Source organism: Nannocystis bainbridge, assembly GCF_028368995.1.
Lineage (GTDB): Bacteria > Myxococcota_A > Polyangia > Nannocystales > Nannocystaceae > Nannocystis > Nannocystis bainbridge.
Genome location: NZ_JAQNDL010000003.1, coordinates 2556076 through 2572981 on the forward strand (window position 1 = coordinate 2556076; position 16906 = coordinate 2572981).

Consider the following 16906-nt stretch of genomic DNA (forward strand, 5'->3'; position numbering starts at 1 on the left):
CGAGGGACCATCTTCGCACATGCGTGGTCCTCGTTCGCGAGTCCGCGGCCCCGGCGTCCGGGCCCAGCGATACGGCTCGATACATTCCGATTCATTAGGATAGGAAATCGCCCCAGCTTCTCCCCGAGGTTCGCAGGCAACCTGTTGAAATCATGCATGTTGGCCACCCGATTGACGGCTGGCCTGTTGCGTGCTCAAGTGGGGTCAAGGACCTGCGTCATGGCACCGATCGCCGTCACCACGAAAGATACGCACCAGCCCGTCGCCAGAGATGCGATGGGTAAGCGTATTCAAACGTGGCGACGTGGTCGCGGGTGCTGAAGCAGAGCACTGCAACCGTCCGCGACCACGAAGTCGGCGAGCGTCCAACTGGCGGCAAAACGAAGCGCCGCCAGACGCTCAGTTCGCGGCGCGTCGATCGTTCGTCTCCTCCGCGAGCTTCTTCCAGGTCGCCCTCGCTTCCGGGTTCGGAAGACCGGGGCCACACCTCGGGCCTGCGTCGAAAGACGCTGGCATCGGCCAACTCGGCCGGATTCGCGTCGTCGACGCGCGTTCTTTTACAACTGAATCGTGGAAGAGGAAGAGAAGATTGCGTCGTCGGGCGGCCCCGACCCTCGGCTCTGACCCGAGGCTTGCTGGATCGACACCAGCCGGCGCAATTTCAGTCGCAGGCCCGACCTATCGTCGGCCTGCGCAATCGAGGTGCCGTGGCCGAGTGACAGGCAGCGCTCTCATAAGGCGCCATACGCAGGTTCGTTACCTGCCGGCACCATCCTCGATGACAAATTGGGCTGCGAGCGAAGGCGCTGGCGAACCCTTGCAAGGTTCGTGTTACATCGGGGGCGGTACCCGAGCGGTCCATACGCGGCGTAACGGCGCCTGTTACGTCACAGCGAGCGTTCTGCACACACACGGCGGTCGGAGCCGTGCTCGCACCGACAACCTGGAAGCGTCGTCCAATGGTAGGACAGCAGACCGTTAATCTGCCTGGGCAATCGCCCACTCGATGCAAGTTCGATCCTTGCCGCTTCCGCTCCTGGGCCGATGGGACAGATGGATGTTCAGCGGGTTCTTACCCCGCCTCAGGCTGGATCGTTACCAGCTCGGCTCGTATCTCTTATTTATTCTATAATCATTAGCAAACTGGGCTCCGGCCAGGACGGGAATGGGGCGGACTTTTAATCCGCATGCCGGGCGCTTGCGCTCGACCGAGTTCGACTCTCGGGGAGCTCTTATATCTTCAATAACACTCTCGTTCGCGGCTCGAATGGGCCGCTCTTGCCGCCGTAGGGGAGTTGGAGTCTCCGCCTCGTTGTCAGCGAGGAGATCGCGGGTTCGAGTCCCGCCGGTGGCGTTGTTCATTGATATCGATATCTCGGCCCGTACGGGCCGATTTGCCGCCGTAGGGGAGTTGGAGTCCTCGCCTCGTTGTCAGCGAGGAGATCGCGGGTTCGAGTCCCGCCGGTGGCGTCGATCCATCTCTGCCAGCAGGGCCATTCTTTGCCGTCGTAGGGGAGCTGGAGTCCCCGCCTCGTTGTCAGCGAGGAGATCGCGGGTTCGAACCCCGCCGGTGGCGCTCGAGCAGGGGCGCGCGTGGTGTGCTACGCGAGGCTTTGAACCTCGTAAGGAGAGTTCGAACCTCTCCGCCCCTTACCCCTCGGATTTATCTTCGACTCTGATGAATCTTCCACCCGACGTGATTCGTATCTGAATCATCGAACATTCGCCGATGTGGCCTAGTGACTGGGCGTCACCCTTCCAAGGTGAAGACGCGGGTTTGATTCCTGCCATCGGCTCTCTGTGAACCTCTGCAGTTCAGGTCTTGTCAGTGAGACGCGTGGTTGCCTACCACGAGGGCCCGGTGCGACCCCGGGGAGCTGCTCTACCGTGAATAGCCCTTGCTCCAAGGGGGCGCGCTGCTTGGTATGTAGCGATGTCCGGGAGCGTTACCCGGCGAGGGCTTTTGAATCTTGCCCCCCAAGCATCAATGGTGATGCGCCGCCCTCGTAGCGCGGAATCGCCGGGTTCGATCCCCGGGAGGGGCTACCTTTTGAAAGGCCGGTCCACGAGCTCCCCGGTCGAGCGCCTGCCTGACATGCAGGAGGTACGAGGTTCGATTCCTCGATGGACCACTCGTTTCCAGTCTGGACAATCTGCTCTCGTCGTCTAATAGATAGGGCCCAGGTCTACGGAGCCTGCGATGGTGGTGCGATTCCACCCGAGAGTACTCATTTTGATAAAGACAATGGCCTCGAAGTGTATGAGATTGCACGCGACCGTCCGAAGGTCGTGGACCGGGTGCGACTCCCGGCGGGGCTGCCGGGCCTGCTTGCGGGTCACGCTCGCGTAGCTCAGCTGGACGAGCATTGGTCTTCTATACCATCGGACGCAGGTTCGAACCCTGCCGCGAGTATCTTCGTTCGTTTGAATCGTTCATCCAGGGGAGAGGTGTTGATGGTGACATGCGGGACTCCAACTCCTGCGAACCGGGTTCGAGTCCCGGCTCCCCTGTCTTGCATGGGCCCGGTGCTTCCGGGCCGTGGAGCCCGTTCTGGTGGAACGTCGCGGCGCTGCCGCGGTCGTCGGTTCGAGTCCGGCGGGGCTTCTTTGGGCTAAAGCTCGTGAGAAGAGCGGTGCTCTGTGACAGCACAGGAGAGGGGGCGGAACCCTCTAGCCCACCCGCGCGCCAACCGGCGCGCACGCCCGCGTAGCTCAACGGAAGAGCGGCGTTCTCACACATCGCAGGTCGGGGGCTCGACACCCTCCGCGGGCAACGAACGTCTTCGTAACAACCTGGCCCTGTAGTTCAACGGCAGAACCCCGCGCTCTCTACGCGGAAACCGGAGATCGTCACTCCGCAGGGTCATTCGTACGAGGTGAAGGCTTGATGGTAAGCCGCATGCTCGGGGAGCATGAGATTGTGCGTTCGACTCGCACCACCTCGATTGTTTTTATTTCAACAATCATCGGAGACGGATCGCGGAGTGCGAGGCGTGTTTCGGGAACACGTAGGCGGGGTGCGACGCCCCGGTCTCCGACCAACCCCTGCCCCGGGCCGCGGCCAAGCGCTGCGGCCCGGGCTCTCTCCCGCGTCCGTGGACGGTGCCACACCTCGTCTGATAAGCGAGCCCTTCGGAGTTCAACTCTCCGGGCGCGGATTTCGATTCTCTTCCTCATCCACGATCCGCGTCGTGCCCCGGGCTCATGGCCCGGGGCGCGGCGCCAGGTAGCCGCCGACGAGGGCGATGAGCTCCTCGACGAGGCGGGGGTCGGACAGCCGCTCGGGCTGCTCGAGCACGCACGTGAGGATCACCCACTCGATCGCGCTGACGATCACGAACGCGGCCAGCTCCGGGTCGACCGGCCGCAGCTCGGCGCTGCGGGCGATCAACGCGTCGCGCAGGCGCTCGCGGCCCGCGTGCACGTGGGCCCGCAACGCCTCGACGCGACCGACCCGCGGCACGTGCAGCAGCACCGCGCGGAAGAACTCCAGATCGCCGCGGTAGAGGTCGATCGCGGCGCGCAGGCCGTCGCGCATCTGCTCGGCGAAGGAGCCGCCGTCGGGCGCCGGGACCTCGAACACGCGCTCGATGCCGCGGGTGAACTTGCGGTCGAGCGCCGCCGCGAGCATCGCCTCCTTGCTCGGGAAGTACTGGTAGAGCGAACCGACGCTGACCCCGGCGACCCGCGCGATCTCGTTGGTCGTCGTCGCCTCGAGGCCGCGCTCGCCGAGCACGCGGACGGCGGCGTCGAGCAGCGTATCGACCATCTGCTGGCTCCGCGCCTGGCGCGGCTGCTTGCGCGGGGTATGGCGAATCGGCGAAGTCATCGGATCGCCCCTCGCACCGGGAGCACGGTCATTCGCCCTGCTCCGCGCTCTCGCGCGTCGGCGTCGGCGTCGGCTCGGCGGCGACGGCGGCGGGGGTCGCCTTGACGATCAGGTAGCGCAGCGGCGCGTCGTCACGCTCGTTGCGCAGCTCGAGCGTCGACCGGAACGGCAGGAACACCACCGAGCCGGGGCCGAACGGCAGCGCGTGGCCGTCGACCCGCGCCTCGCCGCAGCCCGTCAGGCCGATCACGATCTCCGAGTCGCGCTGCTGCACGTGGCGCCCCACGTGCCCGCCCGCCTCGAGCACGCACGAGAGCACCGACGTGAACGGCGGCGCGGGCTGGCCCGCCAGCAGGTCCCAGACGAGCACCTCGCCGTGACCGCCGAACATCGCCTGTCGCCGCGAGGGTGGGCCGTGACCGATCTGCATCGGCCCATGATACCACGCCTCGCCCGCCATGACGGACGAATCCGCGCCCCGCCAGCGCCGTCGCCCTCACGAATGGCGGCACGGAGCGCTGTGTCCACGCATTCGAGCTATGATCATAGCTCGAGCGTGGCCCCGAGACCCAGGAAGCGCGTGCGCTCCTCCAGACCCGCGGCTGCGAACGCGCGGTGCAGCTCGCTCTCCGGCTGCTGGAAATGCGCCCAGCCGGTGCGGTGGATCGGCAAGATCTGCCTGGCATCGACCATGCGGCAGGCCGCGATCGCCTCGGCCGCGTCGAACGTGAAGCGGGCATGGCGGAAGCCCGGCGCGTGCGGGAAGCCGACGGCGCCGCAGTGGACCACCGCGAGGTCGACGGGGCGCTCGCGCCGGAGCTCGGACAGTTTGGCCGCGAGCGCCGGAAACATCACCGTGTCGCCCGAGATCCACACGCGCGGGCCGTCGTCGACGTCGATCACGAAGCCCGTGACCTCGTGGACCTGCGGCGCGTAGCTCGGGCCGTGGCGGGCCACGATCGCGGTGATCGTCAGCGGCCCGACGCGTGTGCGAGCGCCCGGTGCGAGGCCGATCGCGCGCTCGCCGAGGCCGAGGCCGCGGCCGGGCGCGTCATGGTTCGCCGGCGAGCGGGCCAGGCGGCGCGCGCTCGGCACGGTCGTGATCACCTGCGCCACGCGGGCCTCGTCGGCCACCAGCGCGCGGCCGGAGAGATCGAGGTTGTCGGCGTGATGGTCGTGGCTGAGCAGCACCGCGTCGAAGCGGCCGAGCGACGCCGGGCTCACCGGCGTCGTGTAGCGCTTCTCACTGGCGAACCACGAGCGCGGCGTGAACCACAGCCCGAAGTCGTAGGTGCTGCCCATCGCATCGAACACCGGGTCGGTCAGGAGCCGCGTCTCACCGACGCGGATCGCCAGCGTCGCGGTGCCGAGGTACGTCAGCTCCATGGCCGGCTCACGACGCCGCGCGGCTCTGCAGGAACGCCAGCAGGTCGGCGTTGATGCGGTCCTTTTGGGTGGTCGGCAGGCCGTGGTCACCGCCCGCGTAGACCTTGAGCTGCGAGCCCTTGACCAGCTTGTGACCGGCGTGCGCACTGGCGCCGATGGGCACTATTTGGTCGTCGTCTCCGTGGATGAACAGCGTCGGCACGTCGACCTTCTTCAGGTCCTCGGTGAAGTCGGTCTCGGAGAACGCCTTGATGCAATCGAGCGCGTTCTTGAGGCCGGCCTGCATGCCCTGGCGCCAGAAGCTGTCGCGCACGCCGTCGGACAGCTTGCCGCCGGGGCGATTGGCGCCGTAGAACGCGGTCGGCAGGTCCTTGAAGAACTGCGAGCGGTCGGCCGTGACGGCGGTGCGGATGCCATCGAACGCGTCGAGCGGGATGCCGCCCGGGTTGGCCTCCGTCTTCAGCATCAGCGGCGGCACCGCGCCGACCAGCACCAGCTGGGCGACCCGCGACGTGCCGTGGCGACCGACGTAGCGGGTCGCCTCGCCGCCGCCCGTCGAGTGGCCGATGAGCGTCGCCTGCTGCAGATCGAGGTGCTCGATCAGCTGCGCCAGGTCGTCGGCGTACGTGTCCATCTCATTGCCGTCGTACGGCTGGCTCGAGCGACCGTGACCGCGACGGTCGTGGGCGATGCAGCGATAGCCGCGCGCCGCGAGGAACACCATCTGGTCCTCCCACGCGTCGGCGGTGAGCGGCCAGCCGTGGCTGAACACCACCGGGCGACCGGCGCCCCAATCCTTGTAGTAGATCTGCGTTCCATCCTTGACGGTGATCGTGGCCATGACGGGTCAGTCCTTTCTCTCGTTCGCCGGCGCGGCGGCGGGTTGGTCGAGGCCCAGCGCGCGGGCCACACCGGCACCGTACGCGGGATCGGCCTTCGTGCAATTGGCGACGTGGCGGCGCTGCACCTCGAGCGACGCGCCGCCGAGCGAGCGGCCGGTGTTGGCGAACAGCGCCTGCTGCTGCGCCGGTTTCATCAGGCGGAACAGGTTACCCGGCTGCTCCCAGTGGTCCTCGTCGACGCGGTGGTCCCAGTGGGCCGCGTCGCCCGGGGTCGCGAGCGGCGGCTCACCTGCGTCGGGGTTGTCGTTCCATTCGCCGTGGCGGTTGGGCCAGTAGTGCTTGGTCGCGCCGAGGTTGCCGTCGACCCGCATCGCGCCGTCGCGGTGGAAGCTGTGGAACGGGCACTTCGGGGCGTTGACGGGGATCTGATTGAAGTTGACGCCGAGGCGGTAGCGCTGGGCGTCGCCGTAGGAGAAGAGGCGCGACTGCAGCATGCGGTCGGGCGAGAAGCCGATCCCGGGGACGATGTTGGCCGGCGAGAACGCGGCCTGCTCGACCTCGGCGAACACGTTGTCGGGGTTGCGATTGAGCTCGAGCACGCCGACCTCGATGAGCGGGTAATCGCCGTGCGGCCACACCTTCGTCAGGTCGAACGGGTTGTGCTTGTGCGTCTGCGCCTGCGCCTCGGTCATCACCTGAATGCAGAACTTCCAGCGCGGGAAGCGGCCGGCCTCGAGGCTCTCGAACAGGTCGCGCTGGCTGCTCTCGCGGTCCTTGCCGACCACCGCCTCGGCCTCGGCGTCGGTGAAATTTTCGATGCCCTGCTGGCTTACGAAATGGAACTTGACCCACACGCGCTCGTTGGCCCCGTTGATCAGGCTGAAGGTGTGGCTGCCGAAACCGTGCATCGTGCGATAGCTGCGCGGCAGGCCGCGGTCGCTCATCACGATCGTCACCTGGTGCAGCGCCTCCGGCAGGCCCGACCAGAAATCCCAGTTGTTGTCGGCGTTGCGCATGCCGGTCCGCGGGTCGCGCTTGACCGCGTGGTTGAGGTCGGGGAAGCGCAGCGGATCGCGGAAGAAGAACACCGGGGTGTTGTTGCCGACGATGTCCCAGTTACCCTCTTCGGTGTAGAACTTGACCGCGAAGCCACGGATGTCGCGCTCGGCGTCGGCGGCCCCGCGCTCGCCCGCGACCGTCGAGAAGCGCACGAACACCGGCGTCTGCTTGCCGACCGCGCCGAACAGCTTGGCCCGGCTGTAACGCGTGACGTCCTGCGTCACGGTGAAGGTGCCGTAGGCTCCCGAGCCCTTGGCGTGCATGCGCCGCTCGGGGATCACCTCGCGGTCGAAGTGCGCGAGCTTCTCGAGCAGCCAGATGTCTTGCAAGAGCGCCGGGCCGCGCGGACCCACCGTCTGAATGTTGACATTGTCGACCACGGGCGCGCCCGTCGCGTGCGTCAATTTGGGCTTTTCGGACATCAGTACCTCCGGTGTATCGCGAGCATGCCCGAAAGCGAAAACCCGACCAAGGTCGGGTGACCGCGTTCGGCCCGTTTCGCGGTCGGGCCGGATCGAGGCTCGCTATCCTCGATCGTCACGGCGCCGTGACGGCAGCGACGATCCGGAAAAGCCCCATCAGGTCTTCACGCCCGCAGCTCCTCGAGCGCGAACTGAAACGTCGCCCCATGGGTCTCGTTGGCGGTGGCCCACAGCTTGCCGCCGTGGCGCTCGAGGATCGAGCGGCTGATCGAAAGACCCATGCCGAGGCCGTGCTCCTTCGTGGTGTAGAAGGCGTCGAAAAGGCGCGCGCGGTCGGTGCCGGCGCCCAGGCCGACGCCGACGTCTTCGACCGCGACGTGCACGAACGAGCCGCTCTGACGCCGCTCGACGAACGAGTGGATCACCACGCGACGGCGCTCCGCCGGCATGTCCTTGCACGCCTCGCCGGCGTTGAGCAGCAGGTTCAGCACCACCTGTCGCAGCTGCACCGGATCGCCCTCCACTCGCGGTAATTCGGGCAGCAGCGCCTGATGAATCTCGATGTGGTGCCGCGTCAGCTGCGGCGCCACCAGCGGGACCACCTCGCGGATCACGTCGTTGAGGTCGCACGCGAGGTGCTGCGGCGACACCCGCGACAGCAGCGAGCGGATCTGCCGCAACACCTGGGCCGCGCGCCCGCCCTGGTCGATGATCACGGCCAACGACTCGCGCACCTTCGCCAGCGCCGGCGGCTCGGCGGCCGACCAGTTGAGCGCCGCGCTGGCCTCGGCGATGATCGCCGTCAACGGTTGATTGACCTCGTGGGCGATCGAGGCCGCCAGCTCGCCGAGAGTCGTCACCCGCGAGACGTGGGTCAGGGCCGCCTGCGCCTGCTGCAGCTCGTCGGCCGCGCGGCGGCTGGCGGTGATGTCGGTCGCAGCGCCGACGAGCTCGAACTCGCCGGCGGCGCTGGTGCGCGAGCGGCCGAGCACGCGGACCAGCTTGACCGCGCCGTCGTCCATCACCAGGCGATGCTCGTGGTCGAAGTCGCCGCCCTCGCGCAGCGTCCGGCGCACGAGCTCGACGACGCGCTCGCTATCGTCGGGGTGGATGCGCTCGAGCAACTGGGCGAGGTCGGGCCGCGGCGTCCCGGGCAGGCCGACGATCTCGCGGATGCCCTCGGAGAAGTCGCATTCACGGGTGCGGAGGTTGACGCCGAAGCTGCCGGTGCGACTGAGGCGCTCGGCCTCGACGCGATACGCCTCGCTGCGCCGCAACGCTTCCTCTGACTGGCTGCGCTCGATCGCCAGGCTGGTCACGCGGGCGCACCACTCGAGCAGCTCGAGCTCGCTGGCGGTCGGGCCGCGCGGCTGGGCGGCGTAGATGCCGAACGTGCCCAGCACCCTGCCGTCGGTCGAGAACATCGGCAGCGACCAGCACGCGCGCAGGCCGTGGGCCAGCGCGTGCTCGCGGAACAGCGCGCCGAGCGGGTCGGTCTCGATGTCGGTCACCACGACCAGCTCTCTCCGCCAGGCCGCGGTCCCGCACACGAACGCGTTCGGCCCGATCGGCGAGCCGTCGATCGCCGCGGTGAAGCTGCGCGGCAGGCTCACCGCGGCGATGTGGCGCACGGTGCCCGCTTCGGGATCGAGCAAAAGGATCGACGCTCGCGCGCCCGGGGTGCCTTCCTCGACCAGACGGACCACGCCTTCGAGGAAGCGCGAGGCCGGTTCGCCGCGCGTCAGCATCTCGAGCAGGCGCTGCTCGCCGGCGGCGCGCGCCTGCGCTTGCTTCTGCTCCTCGATGTCGCTGCCGAGGCCCCACCACTTCGCCACCTCGCCGCGCTCGTCGAGCAGCGGCACCGCGTGGATCTGGAACCACCGGTAGCGACCGCACGCGCGCTTCAGACGGGCCTCGATGCGCCCCTCCTTGCCCGACGCGAGCAGCCGCGCCCACGCTTCGATCACCGCGGCGCGGTCGCTCGGATGGACCAGGTCGGTGGTCACCCAGGCCCAACCTCGCAGCTCCGGCTCCGCCTTGCCCGCGTACGTCTGCCAGCCCCGGCTCAGGAACTCGAGCGAGCCGTCGGCGCGGGCGCTCCACACCAGGCCGGGCACCGCGTCGATGACCGCGAGCAGCTCGTCGACCGCACCGCCGCCGTCGCGCAGATCGAGCAACGTCGGCGCGATGTGACCGTGCGTTGCCCAGGCAACCGCGCATCGCTGAAGATCGGCGAGGACCTGGCTAGCCGTCGCGTACCCGACTTCGTCGCGCTCGACGAGCCGCGCCACGATCTGCTCGAGCGCCCGCGGCGACCCGTCCGTCGCGCCGACCAACATCTCGTGCAGCACCGCGCCGCAGCCGCGGAGGTCGCAGCGCACGTCGACGGAGCGATCGGTCACGACCGCGCCGAGCCGCGCCGCCGCGCCGAAGCCGGTCAGCCAGCACTCGCCGGTGGCCGGCTTCGTCAGCACGTTGCTCGCGCGGAAGTCGTTGTGCGCCAGGCCTCGCGCGTGCAGCCGCACCAGCGCGGTGACCAGCCCGATCGCCACGCGCAGGAACGCCGCGATGTCCCACGGCGCGCCGAGCAGCTCGCCGAGCGGCCGGCCGCCGGGATCGGCGAATGTCAGCGACACGCTGTCGCCGTCCCGCTCGATCGTCAGCGGGCGCAACGCCGCCGATGGATCGAGCTCGTCGCGCAGCGACCACTCGTGCTCGAGCATGGCGACGCCCCACGCGTCGCTGCAGGTCCGCACCAGCCGCGACGCGCTCCCGCCCGCTCCATCGACGCGAATGTCACTCACGGGCGCGTGCAGAGTGAGACTCATGGACCGCCCGACTATAACCGCTTCTGCTTTTCGCACGAACCGGCTTTCGGAGGTCCCCAGCCCGCACGCGGACGTTCCGCCCGACCCGACCTTGGTCGGGTTTTCTGCGCTTGCGATCGCGGCGATACGGATACGACTCCCACGCCTGCGCGGTCGGTCTCTCACGCTGAACCTCGCGCTGCGTGAGTCCGCCTCCAATCGGAAGGAACGTCGAGATGAAGCAAGAGAAGTTCGCAGCCAACGACGGCACCCAGATCCACCTGCGCTCGTGGCAGCCCGCCGACCCGCGCGCGATCCTGGTGATCGTCCATGGGTTCAAGGCGCACGGGGGCCTTTACGAGTGGGCCGGCGGCCAGTTCGCCGAGCGTGGGTTCGCCGTCTACGCGCTCGACCTGCGCGGTCACGGCGTGTCCGAGGGCGACCGGCTCGAGGTCGGCAAGTTCGGCGACTACGTCGGCGACGTCCATACCCTCGTCAAGCTGGCCAAGGCCCGCAACCCCGGGCTGCAGGTGTTCCTGCTCGGACACAGCGCCGGCGGCGTGATCTCCAGCATCTACACGCTCGAGCACCAGGAAGAGCTCGCGGGCTTCATCTGCGAGAGCTTCGCCCACGAGGTGCCGGCGCCGGACTTCGTGCTCGCGGTCCTCAAGGGCCTCAGCCACATCACGCCGCACGCCCACGTGCTCAAGCTCGAGGACGAGGGCTTCTCGCGCGACCCCGCGGTGGTGGAGGCGATGAAGAACGACCCGCTGATCGAGCGCCAGGGCTACCCGGCGTATACGGTCGCCGAGATGGTCCGCGCCGACGAGCGGCTCAAGCGCGAGTTCCCGCAGATCACCCTGCCGGTGCTCATCCTCCACGGCACCGCGGACCGCGTGACCCTGCCGAAGGGCAGCCAGCGGTTCTTCGACACCGGCGGCTCGCAGGACAAGACCCTCAAGCTGTACGAGGACCACTACCACGACCTGCTGGCCGACTACGGCAAGGAGACCGTGCTGGCCGACATCCTGGCGTGGATCGTGGCGCGCATCCGCTGAGCGTCGACTGCCACCATTCAGGTCAGGCCCGGCCGCGCCACGCGCGAGCCGGGCTGCTGTGTTTGCCCTGCCTCAATGATCATAGCATCCGGTGAGCCCGAGGCGATGGACAGGTTCGGCACGTCGCGCCGCAGCCGGCGCGGGACCGCGCCGGCTCTCCATCGACTAGTCCTTCAGGACATGTCCCTCAGAACACGTGGCCGACGTCGACGTAGAAGCCCTGCGTCTTGTCGGTCGGCGAGTACGCGCCGTCGAAGCGGACCAGGAACGTCTCGCCCCAGCGCACGCGCAGGCCGCCGCCGGTGCCGAGCTTGAAGGTGCCGCCGTCGATGCCCTGGCCGCCGAGCTCCGTGCGGCCGAAGTCGGCCCAGATCCGCGCGGCGTCGAGGAACGCCACCGCGCCGACCGTGAAGTGGTTGTTCTTGATCGTGAACTTCCAGAACATGCTGCGGAGCTCGAGGTTCTGGATCAGCTTGATCTTGCCGGCGTAGCGCTGGCGCGGCACCCCGCGCAGCGACCACCCGCCGCCCGGGCCGTCGCGGGGCATCAGCGCGCCGAAGCGCGTCAGCTCGTAGAACGGCGCGTCACCGACGATCACGTCGGCGACCCCGCGGATCGCAAACGACAGCCACTCGCCGAGGAACGCCTTGTACCACGCGCTGTTGAGGCTGAACGCCGCGTAGCGCAGGTTCTGCTGGACCCCCGGCGAGGCGCGGACCGTCAGCTCGGTGAAGGTCCCGCGGGTCGGCGTGTACTCGTGGTCGCGGGTGTCGAACAGCGCGCCCGCGCTGAGCACCACGAGCGCGTGCGGATCTGTCCCCTGGAGCAGGTTGCCGAGCGCCTTGCCGTCGGGCGTGCCCGACGCCTTGAGGGCGATGTCCTGCTCGAGCAGGCTGCCGGCGTACGGCCGCACGATGTTGTAGGTCGTGTTGAGCCCGACCAGCGCCTCGATGCGGCGCCGCTGCTGCACCGTCGAACGGTCCCACACCTTGATGCGGGCGTTGAAAAGCAGCAGTGGGTAGATGTGATCGAAGCGGTGGTAGCGGCGCGCGGCCTGGTAGGCCATCAACTCCTGGTCGGGGTCGATGCCCTCCCACGGCTCGGTCGCCGCCGAGTCGTTGCCGAACCCGTAATAGCCGGTGTTGGCGAACTTGCGGAAGCCGACGCGCGCGGTGATCCGCAGGCGGTCGCCGGCCAGCCCGGGGAAGTCCATGTTGAGGTAGTCGTCGTGGAACGGCACCTCGATGCCGCGGCCCGGCGCGCGCTTGGCGTTCGCCGACAGCAGCAATTCGAGGCGCCAGCGGTACGGGCGATAACCCGGCGAGAAGCGGGCCACGCTGGCGATCAGGCCGAAGCCGAGCCCGAGGTCGCTGTCGTAGCTGAGGGCCGGCAGCGCCCCGATCTCGATGCGCTCCGGCTTCGGCGGGCCCTTCGGCTTCTTCGGCTGCTTCGGCTTCTTGACCCGATCCTTGGCGGCCGCGGCCACAGGCACAGGCGCAGCGATCGCGCAGACCACCAATGCCGCCAGCAGCGCGGGCAGCCGGCGCCGGCACAATGCATATATGTCCCCAAAGACAGGTGACGCCCGGGCTCGCTGTGGTAAGGTCGCCGCGTGTCGAGCTCGCCCTTGAAGCGCCCCCTGCTCCTGGCCTACGCCGCGGGCTCGATCGGCTCGGGCCTGTTCAGCACCGTGCCCGGCCTGCTGCTGCTGTTCTACTTGACCGACACGCTCGGCGTGGCCGCGAGCCTCGCGGGCCTGGCGATCCTGATCCCGCGGATCTGGGACATCGTCACCGATCCGCTGGTCGGCGCCTGGTCCGACCGCACGCGCTCGCGCTGGGGCCGGCGACGGCCGTTCTTGCTGGCCGGCGCGCTGCTGCTGCCGCCCGGCTTCATCGCCCTGTTCTCGGCCCCGGTCGGCGATCCGTCGCTCAGCTTCGCGTGGGTGCTGGTCGCCTTCGTGTGGGCCACCGGCGCCTTCACCCTGTTTCAGATCCCCTACGCCTCGATGCCGGCCGAGATGACGGCCGATTACCACGAACGCACGCGGGTCGTCGCCCATCGCATGGCCTTCCTGCCGATCGGCATCCTCGCCGGCGGCGCGCTGGCGCCGATGCTGATCAAGGCCAGCGGCGGCGGCCCGGCGGGTTATCGGGTCATGGCCGTCACCCTGGCGATCATCGCCGCGGTCGCCATGTCGGTCGCGTTCTTCGGCACCCGCAGCGCCCCGCAGCTGCCGGCGCCGAGCGAGTCGGCCGGGCTGCGCGAGCAGATCCGCGTGGCCCTGTCGCATCGGCCGTACCGCCGCCTGCTGCTCGGCTTCGCCGTGCAGAACATCGGCATCGGCGCCGTCCTGGCCGCGGTGCCCTACTACTGCCACTACACCCTGCGCGGCGGCGAAGCGGCGGTGACCGTCCTGTTCGTGTCGCTGGTCGGGCCGGCGATCGTCGCCATGCCGCTGTGGATGGCGGTGTCGCGGCGGTTCGGCAAGCGCGTCGGCTACATCCTCGCGACCGTGCTGTTCGCCGGGTGCGCGCTCAGCCTGCTCAGCGCCGCGCCGGGTCGGCTGGCCTTGGTGGCCGCGCAGGTCGGCGTTCTCGGGGTCGGCTTCGCCGGCCTGCAGGTGTTCCCGTTCGCCATGCTGCCCGACCTCGTCGACGACGACGCGGCCGTGACCAATCAGCGCCGCGAGGGCATCTTCACCGGGCTGTGGTTCGTCGGCGAGAAGGGCGGCCTGACCCTCGGGGCATGGCTCGTGAGCCAGGTGCTCGCCACGACCGGGTTCGTCGAGCGGCGCGCCGGCGAGCTCGTGACCCAGCCCGAAGCGGCGCTCGTCGGCGTGCTCGTGGCCACCGCGGTGGTCCCGGCCGCGTGCGCGCTCCTCAGTCTCCCCTTGCTGTTTCACCACGTCGAATCTGCCAGGAACCGAGCGACCTGACCATGAAGCTGCCCGAGACCGGATGGACCCGCGACCAGATCTTCACCGCCCTCGCCGAATTGCGTGCGGGTGATTTGCCCACTGAAGGCGGTGCCGCCTTCGCTTACGTCTACGACTCGGGCGAGCGCGCCGCGAGCGAGCTGGCGGCCGAGGCGTTCCGCCTGTTCCTCGGCAGCAACGGCCTCGACCCGACGGCCTTCCCCAGCCTGCTGCGGCTCGAGAACGAGGTCGTCGGCTTCGCCGCGGCGCACCTCGGCGGCGGGCTCGAGGCGGCCGGCTCGTTCACCAGCGGCGGCACCGAGAGCCTGATGCTGGCGGTCAAGACCGCGCGCGAGTGGGCCCGCGAGCATCGGCCCCACATCACCGCGCCAGAGATGATCGTGCCGGCGACCGCTCACGCGGCGCTGCACAAGGCGGCCCATTATCTCGGCGTCACGCTGGTGCCGACGGCGATCGACCCGATCAGCTTCCGCGCCGACGTGGCCGCGATCGCGGCCGCCATCACCCCCAACACGATCCTCCTCACCGCCTCGGCCTCGAGCTACGCCCACGGCGTGGTCGACCCGATCGCCGAGATCGGCCAGCTCGCGCTGCGGCACGAGCTGCTGTTCCACGTCGACGGCTGCATCGGCGGGTTCTTGCTGCCGTACTTCCGCCGCCTCGGCGCCCAGGTGCCGGCGTTCGACCTGTCGGTCCCCGGCGTCACCTCGGTGTCGATGGACTTCCACAAGTACGCCTACGCGCCCAAGGGCGCGTCGGTGATCGTCTACCGCGACAAGGCGCTGCGCCGGCACCAGATGTACGCGTGCGCCGGCTGGACCGGCTACACCGTCATCAACCCGACGGTCCAGAGCACCAAGTCGGGCGGGCCGCTGGCGGCCGCGTGGGCCCTGCTGCGCGCCATCGGCGATCAGGGCTACCTCGACCTGGCCCAAAGGACACTCGATGCGACGCGCGCGATCATCGGCGGCCTGCGCGAGATCGAGGGCCTGCGCGTGCTCGGCGAGCCGGAGATGAGCCTGGTCGCCTTCACCGGCGCGAGCCCCGAGTTCCCGCTGTTCGCCCTCGCCGACGCGATGAAGCTGCGCGGCTGGCTGGTCCAGCCGCAGTTCTCCGGCTTCGGCTCGCCGGCCAACCTGCACCTCACGATCAGCGCCGCTCACCTCGCGGTCAAGGACCGCTTCCTCGCCGACCTCCGCGCCGCCGTCGCCGAGGTCCAGACGAGCCCGCCCGACCCGGGCATGGCGCTCCTGCTGCAGGCCGCCGCCGCGCTGGACTTTTCGAACATGTCCGAAGAGACATTCATGCAGGCGCTCGCGCTCGCCGGGGTCCAGGGCGGCCGCCTGCCCGACAAGATGGCGGCCATCAACGGCCTGCTCGACGCCCTGCCCGCGCCGGCCCGCGAGGCGGCGATCGTCGCGTTCGTCAACGACCTCTACACGCATGCCTAGGTCGCGCCGGCGCCGGCAGCGGCGCTGGCCTCGGCCGGATCGAAGTAGATGCCCCGCAGCCAGCGCGGGCCGGTGAAGCCGGTCCGCGCGTGCAGCGTGCGGTGGTTGTCGTAGACCAGCCAGTCGCCCGGCTGCAGCCCGACCAGCACGTGGTGCTGCGGGTCGCGGACCAGGCGGATGAAGCGGTCGTGCGCGCGGTAGAACTCGCCCATCTGCGAGAACGGCAGGCGGTGCGGCGCGAGCGTGAAGTAGGAGCAGCGGACCAGAAAATCACGGTCGCCGCGGCGAGCGACGATCGGCGACTCGACCACGCGGGCGAAGTTCTGCTGCTTGCGATCGAAGCGGACCGGCACGGTCGCCAGCAATTCGGCCGCGCGCGCGTCGTGGGCCTCGAGGTGGCGGAACGCCGCGCGCGCGTCGGCCAGCAGGTTGTCGCCGCCCTGGTCGGCCGCGCGGATGCACTGCAGCACCTGATAGCGCGGCGGACGCTCGAGGAACGGCTGGTCGGTGTGGAGGTGGATCGGCGCGTCGGTGTAGCCGAGCTGGTCGGTGTTCTGGTTGGTGGTGTTGTCGGTGCGCAGGTCCTCGATGCGCCCGAAGTGGGTCGCCACCGCGCGCAGGCCCGCGGCCTCGAAGGCGGTCACGATCGCCTCGGTCTGCGCCTCGGGCGGCGTGCTGTCCGAAGGGTCATGTCGCACGACCGCGGCTCCGCGCTCGCGCACCCGGGCCAGCGCCGCGGCGATCTGGCGCCCGAGGGCGACGTCGGCGGCGGACACCTCGAGCGCCGCGAGGTCGGCGGACGGCGCCGGCACGTCGACGCGGCCGCGCGCGTAGGCGTGGGTGTCGAGCCAGGTCAGCGGGTACAGGCTCTCGTGGCCGTCGGGCTCCCACACCACGAACAGCGCGTCGCCGGCCAGCGAGGCCACCCGCGGGCGCACGTCGTCGGCCAGCTCCGACGAGCAGCGCGTGCGCTCGCGCGTGAGCGGGTGCCGCTCGCGGTCGCAGTTGTGGCGCAACCATCGGTAGTGAAAGTCCGCCGTGTGCCCGTCGCCCAGCGGCACGCGCAACCAGTCGCCGTGGAGCTCGACCGCGTCCCGGGGTGCATCTTTCATGC

11 protein-coding genes and 12 tRNA genes are annotated in these 16906 nt (G+C 69.3%); 15 read left to right on the plus strand and 8 right to left on the minus strand.

The features are described 5' to 3' along the window. Positions 1-701: 701 nt before the first annotated feature. From POL25_RS35355 to POL25_RS35410, 12 genes are all read left to right on the plus strand, one after another. Positions 702-772: transfer RNA gene (locus POL25_RS35355), tRNA-Met, on the plus strand. A 173-nt stretch (positions 773-945) separates the two neighbouring features. Beyond that, a tRNA-Asn gene (locus POL25_RS35360) sits at positions 946-1033 on the plus strand. Positions 1034-1280: 247 nt separating this feature from the next. Further along, positions 1281-1354: transfer RNA gene (locus POL25_RS35365), tRNA-Asp, on the plus strand. Between the two features lie 42 nt (positions 1355-1396). Beyond that, positions 1397-1470 (plus strand) — tRNA-Asp (locus tag POL25_RS35370). A 32-nt stretch (positions 1471-1502) separates the two neighbouring features. Then, positions 1503-1576, plus strand: a tRNA-Asp gene (locus POL25_RS35375). A 149-nt stretch (positions 1577-1725) separates the two neighbouring features. Continuing rightward, positions 1726-1796: transfer RNA gene (locus POL25_RS35380), tRNA-Gly, on the plus strand. 176 nt (positions 1797-1972) lie between these two features. After that, positions 1973-2045, plus strand: a tRNA-Thr gene (locus POL25_RS35385). A 15-nt stretch (positions 2046-2060) separates the two neighbouring features. Continuing rightward, positions 2061-2132, plus strand: a tRNA-Val gene (locus tag POL25_RS35390). Between the two features lie 208 nt (positions 2133-2340). Next, positions 2341-2413: transfer RNA gene (locus POL25_RS35395), tRNA-Arg, on the plus strand. A 26-nt stretch (positions 2414-2439) separates the two neighbouring features. Further along, positions 2440-2511, plus strand: a tRNA-Trp gene (locus tag POL25_RS35400). 190 nt (positions 2512-2701) lie between these two features. After that, positions 2702-2773, plus strand: a tRNA-Val gene (locus POL25_RS35405). A gap of 99 nt (positions 2774-2872) precedes the next feature. Then, positions 2873-2945: transfer RNA gene (locus tag POL25_RS35410), tRNA-Pro, on the plus strand. A 257-nt stretch (positions 2946-3202) separates the two neighbouring features. Here POL25_RS35410 and POL25_RS35415 read toward each other — a convergent pair. The 6 genes from POL25_RS35415 to POL25_RS35440 form a co-directional block, all read right to left on the minus strand. Further along, positions 3203-3829: a TetR/AcrR family transcriptional regulator gene (locus tag POL25_RS35415; RefSeq protein WP_272090769.1), complete on the minus strand. Its 627-nt coding sequence runs from the start codon at positions 3827-3829 to the stop codon at positions 3203-3205. Between the two features lie 28 nt (positions 3830-3857). Next, positions 3858-4259, minus strand: coding sequence for a cupin domain-containing protein (locus POL25_RS35420; protein WP_272090770.1), 402 nt, complete (start codon positions 4257-4259; stop codon positions 3858-3860). A 113-nt stretch (positions 4260-4372) separates the two neighbouring features. Continuing rightward, positions 4373-5215, minus strand: a complete 843-nt coding sequence (locus tag POL25_RS35425) for an MBL fold metallo-hydrolase (RefSeq protein ID WP_272090771.1) — start codon at positions 5213-5215, stop codon at positions 4373-4375. Positions 5216-5222: 7 nt separating this feature from the next. Then, entirely contained in the window at positions 5223-6056 is an 834-nt protein-coding gene (locus tag POL25_RS35430) for an alpha/beta fold hydrolase (protein ID WP_272090772.1), read from the minus strand. A gap of 6 nt (positions 6057-6062) precedes the next feature. Next, positions 6063-7538 (minus strand): catalase, encoded by a 1476-nt coding sequence (locus POL25_RS35435; protein ID WP_272090773.1) that lies wholly within the window; start codon positions 7536-7538, stop codon positions 6063-6065. 164 nt (positions 7539-7702) lie between these two features. After that, complete coding sequence (locus POL25_RS35440; protein ID WP_272090774.1) at positions 7703-10366, minus strand: PAS domain-containing protein; 2664 nt, start codon at positions 10364-10366, stop codon at positions 7703-7705. A 215-nt stretch (positions 10367-10581) separates the two neighbouring features. Between POL25_RS35440 and POL25_RS35445 the strand changes: the two genes are divergently transcribed. Continuing rightward, a complete protein-coding gene (locus POL25_RS35445; RefSeq protein ID WP_272090775.1) occupies positions 10582-11403 on the plus strand; it encodes an alpha/beta hydrolase in 822 nt (273 codons plus the stop codon). A gap of 187 nt (positions 11404-11590) precedes the next feature. Here POL25_RS35445 and omp85 read toward each other — a convergent pair whose 3' ends face one another. Beyond that, positions 11591-12889 carry an Omp85 family outer membrane protein gene (gene omp85, locus POL25_RS35450; protein WP_272090776.1) on the minus strand — a complete coding sequence of 433 codons (1299 nt, stop codon included), beginning with the start codon at positions 12887-12889 and terminating at the stop codon, positions 11591-11593. Between the two features lie 126 nt (positions 12890-13015). Here omp85 and POL25_RS35455 point away from each other — a divergent pair, with 126 nt between their 5' ends. Together POL25_RS35455 and POL25_RS35460 are read left to right on the plus strand one after the other, a co-directional pair. Continuing rightward, entirely contained in the window at positions 13016-14341 is a 1326-nt protein-coding gene (locus tag POL25_RS35455) for an MFS transporter (protein ID WP_272090777.1), read from the plus strand. A gap of 2 nt (positions 14342-14343) precedes the next feature. Beyond that, on the plus strand, positions 14344-15792 hold the full coding sequence (locus POL25_RS35460) for a pyridoxal phosphate-dependent decarboxylase family protein (RefSeq protein WP_272090778.1): 1449 nt from the start codon (positions 14344-14346) through the stop codon (positions 15790-15792). On the opposite strand, the gene POL25_RS35465 is transcribed toward POL25_RS35460, so the two are convergent. After that, complete coding sequence (locus tag POL25_RS35465; protein WP_272090779.1) at positions 15789-16904, minus strand: TauD/TfdA family dioxygenase; 1116 nt, start codon at positions 16902-16904, stop codon at positions 15789-15791. The two genes, POL25_RS35460 and POL25_RS35465, sit on opposite strands and share 4 nt — an antisense overlap. Between the last annotated feature and the right edge of the window lie 2 nt (positions 16905-16906).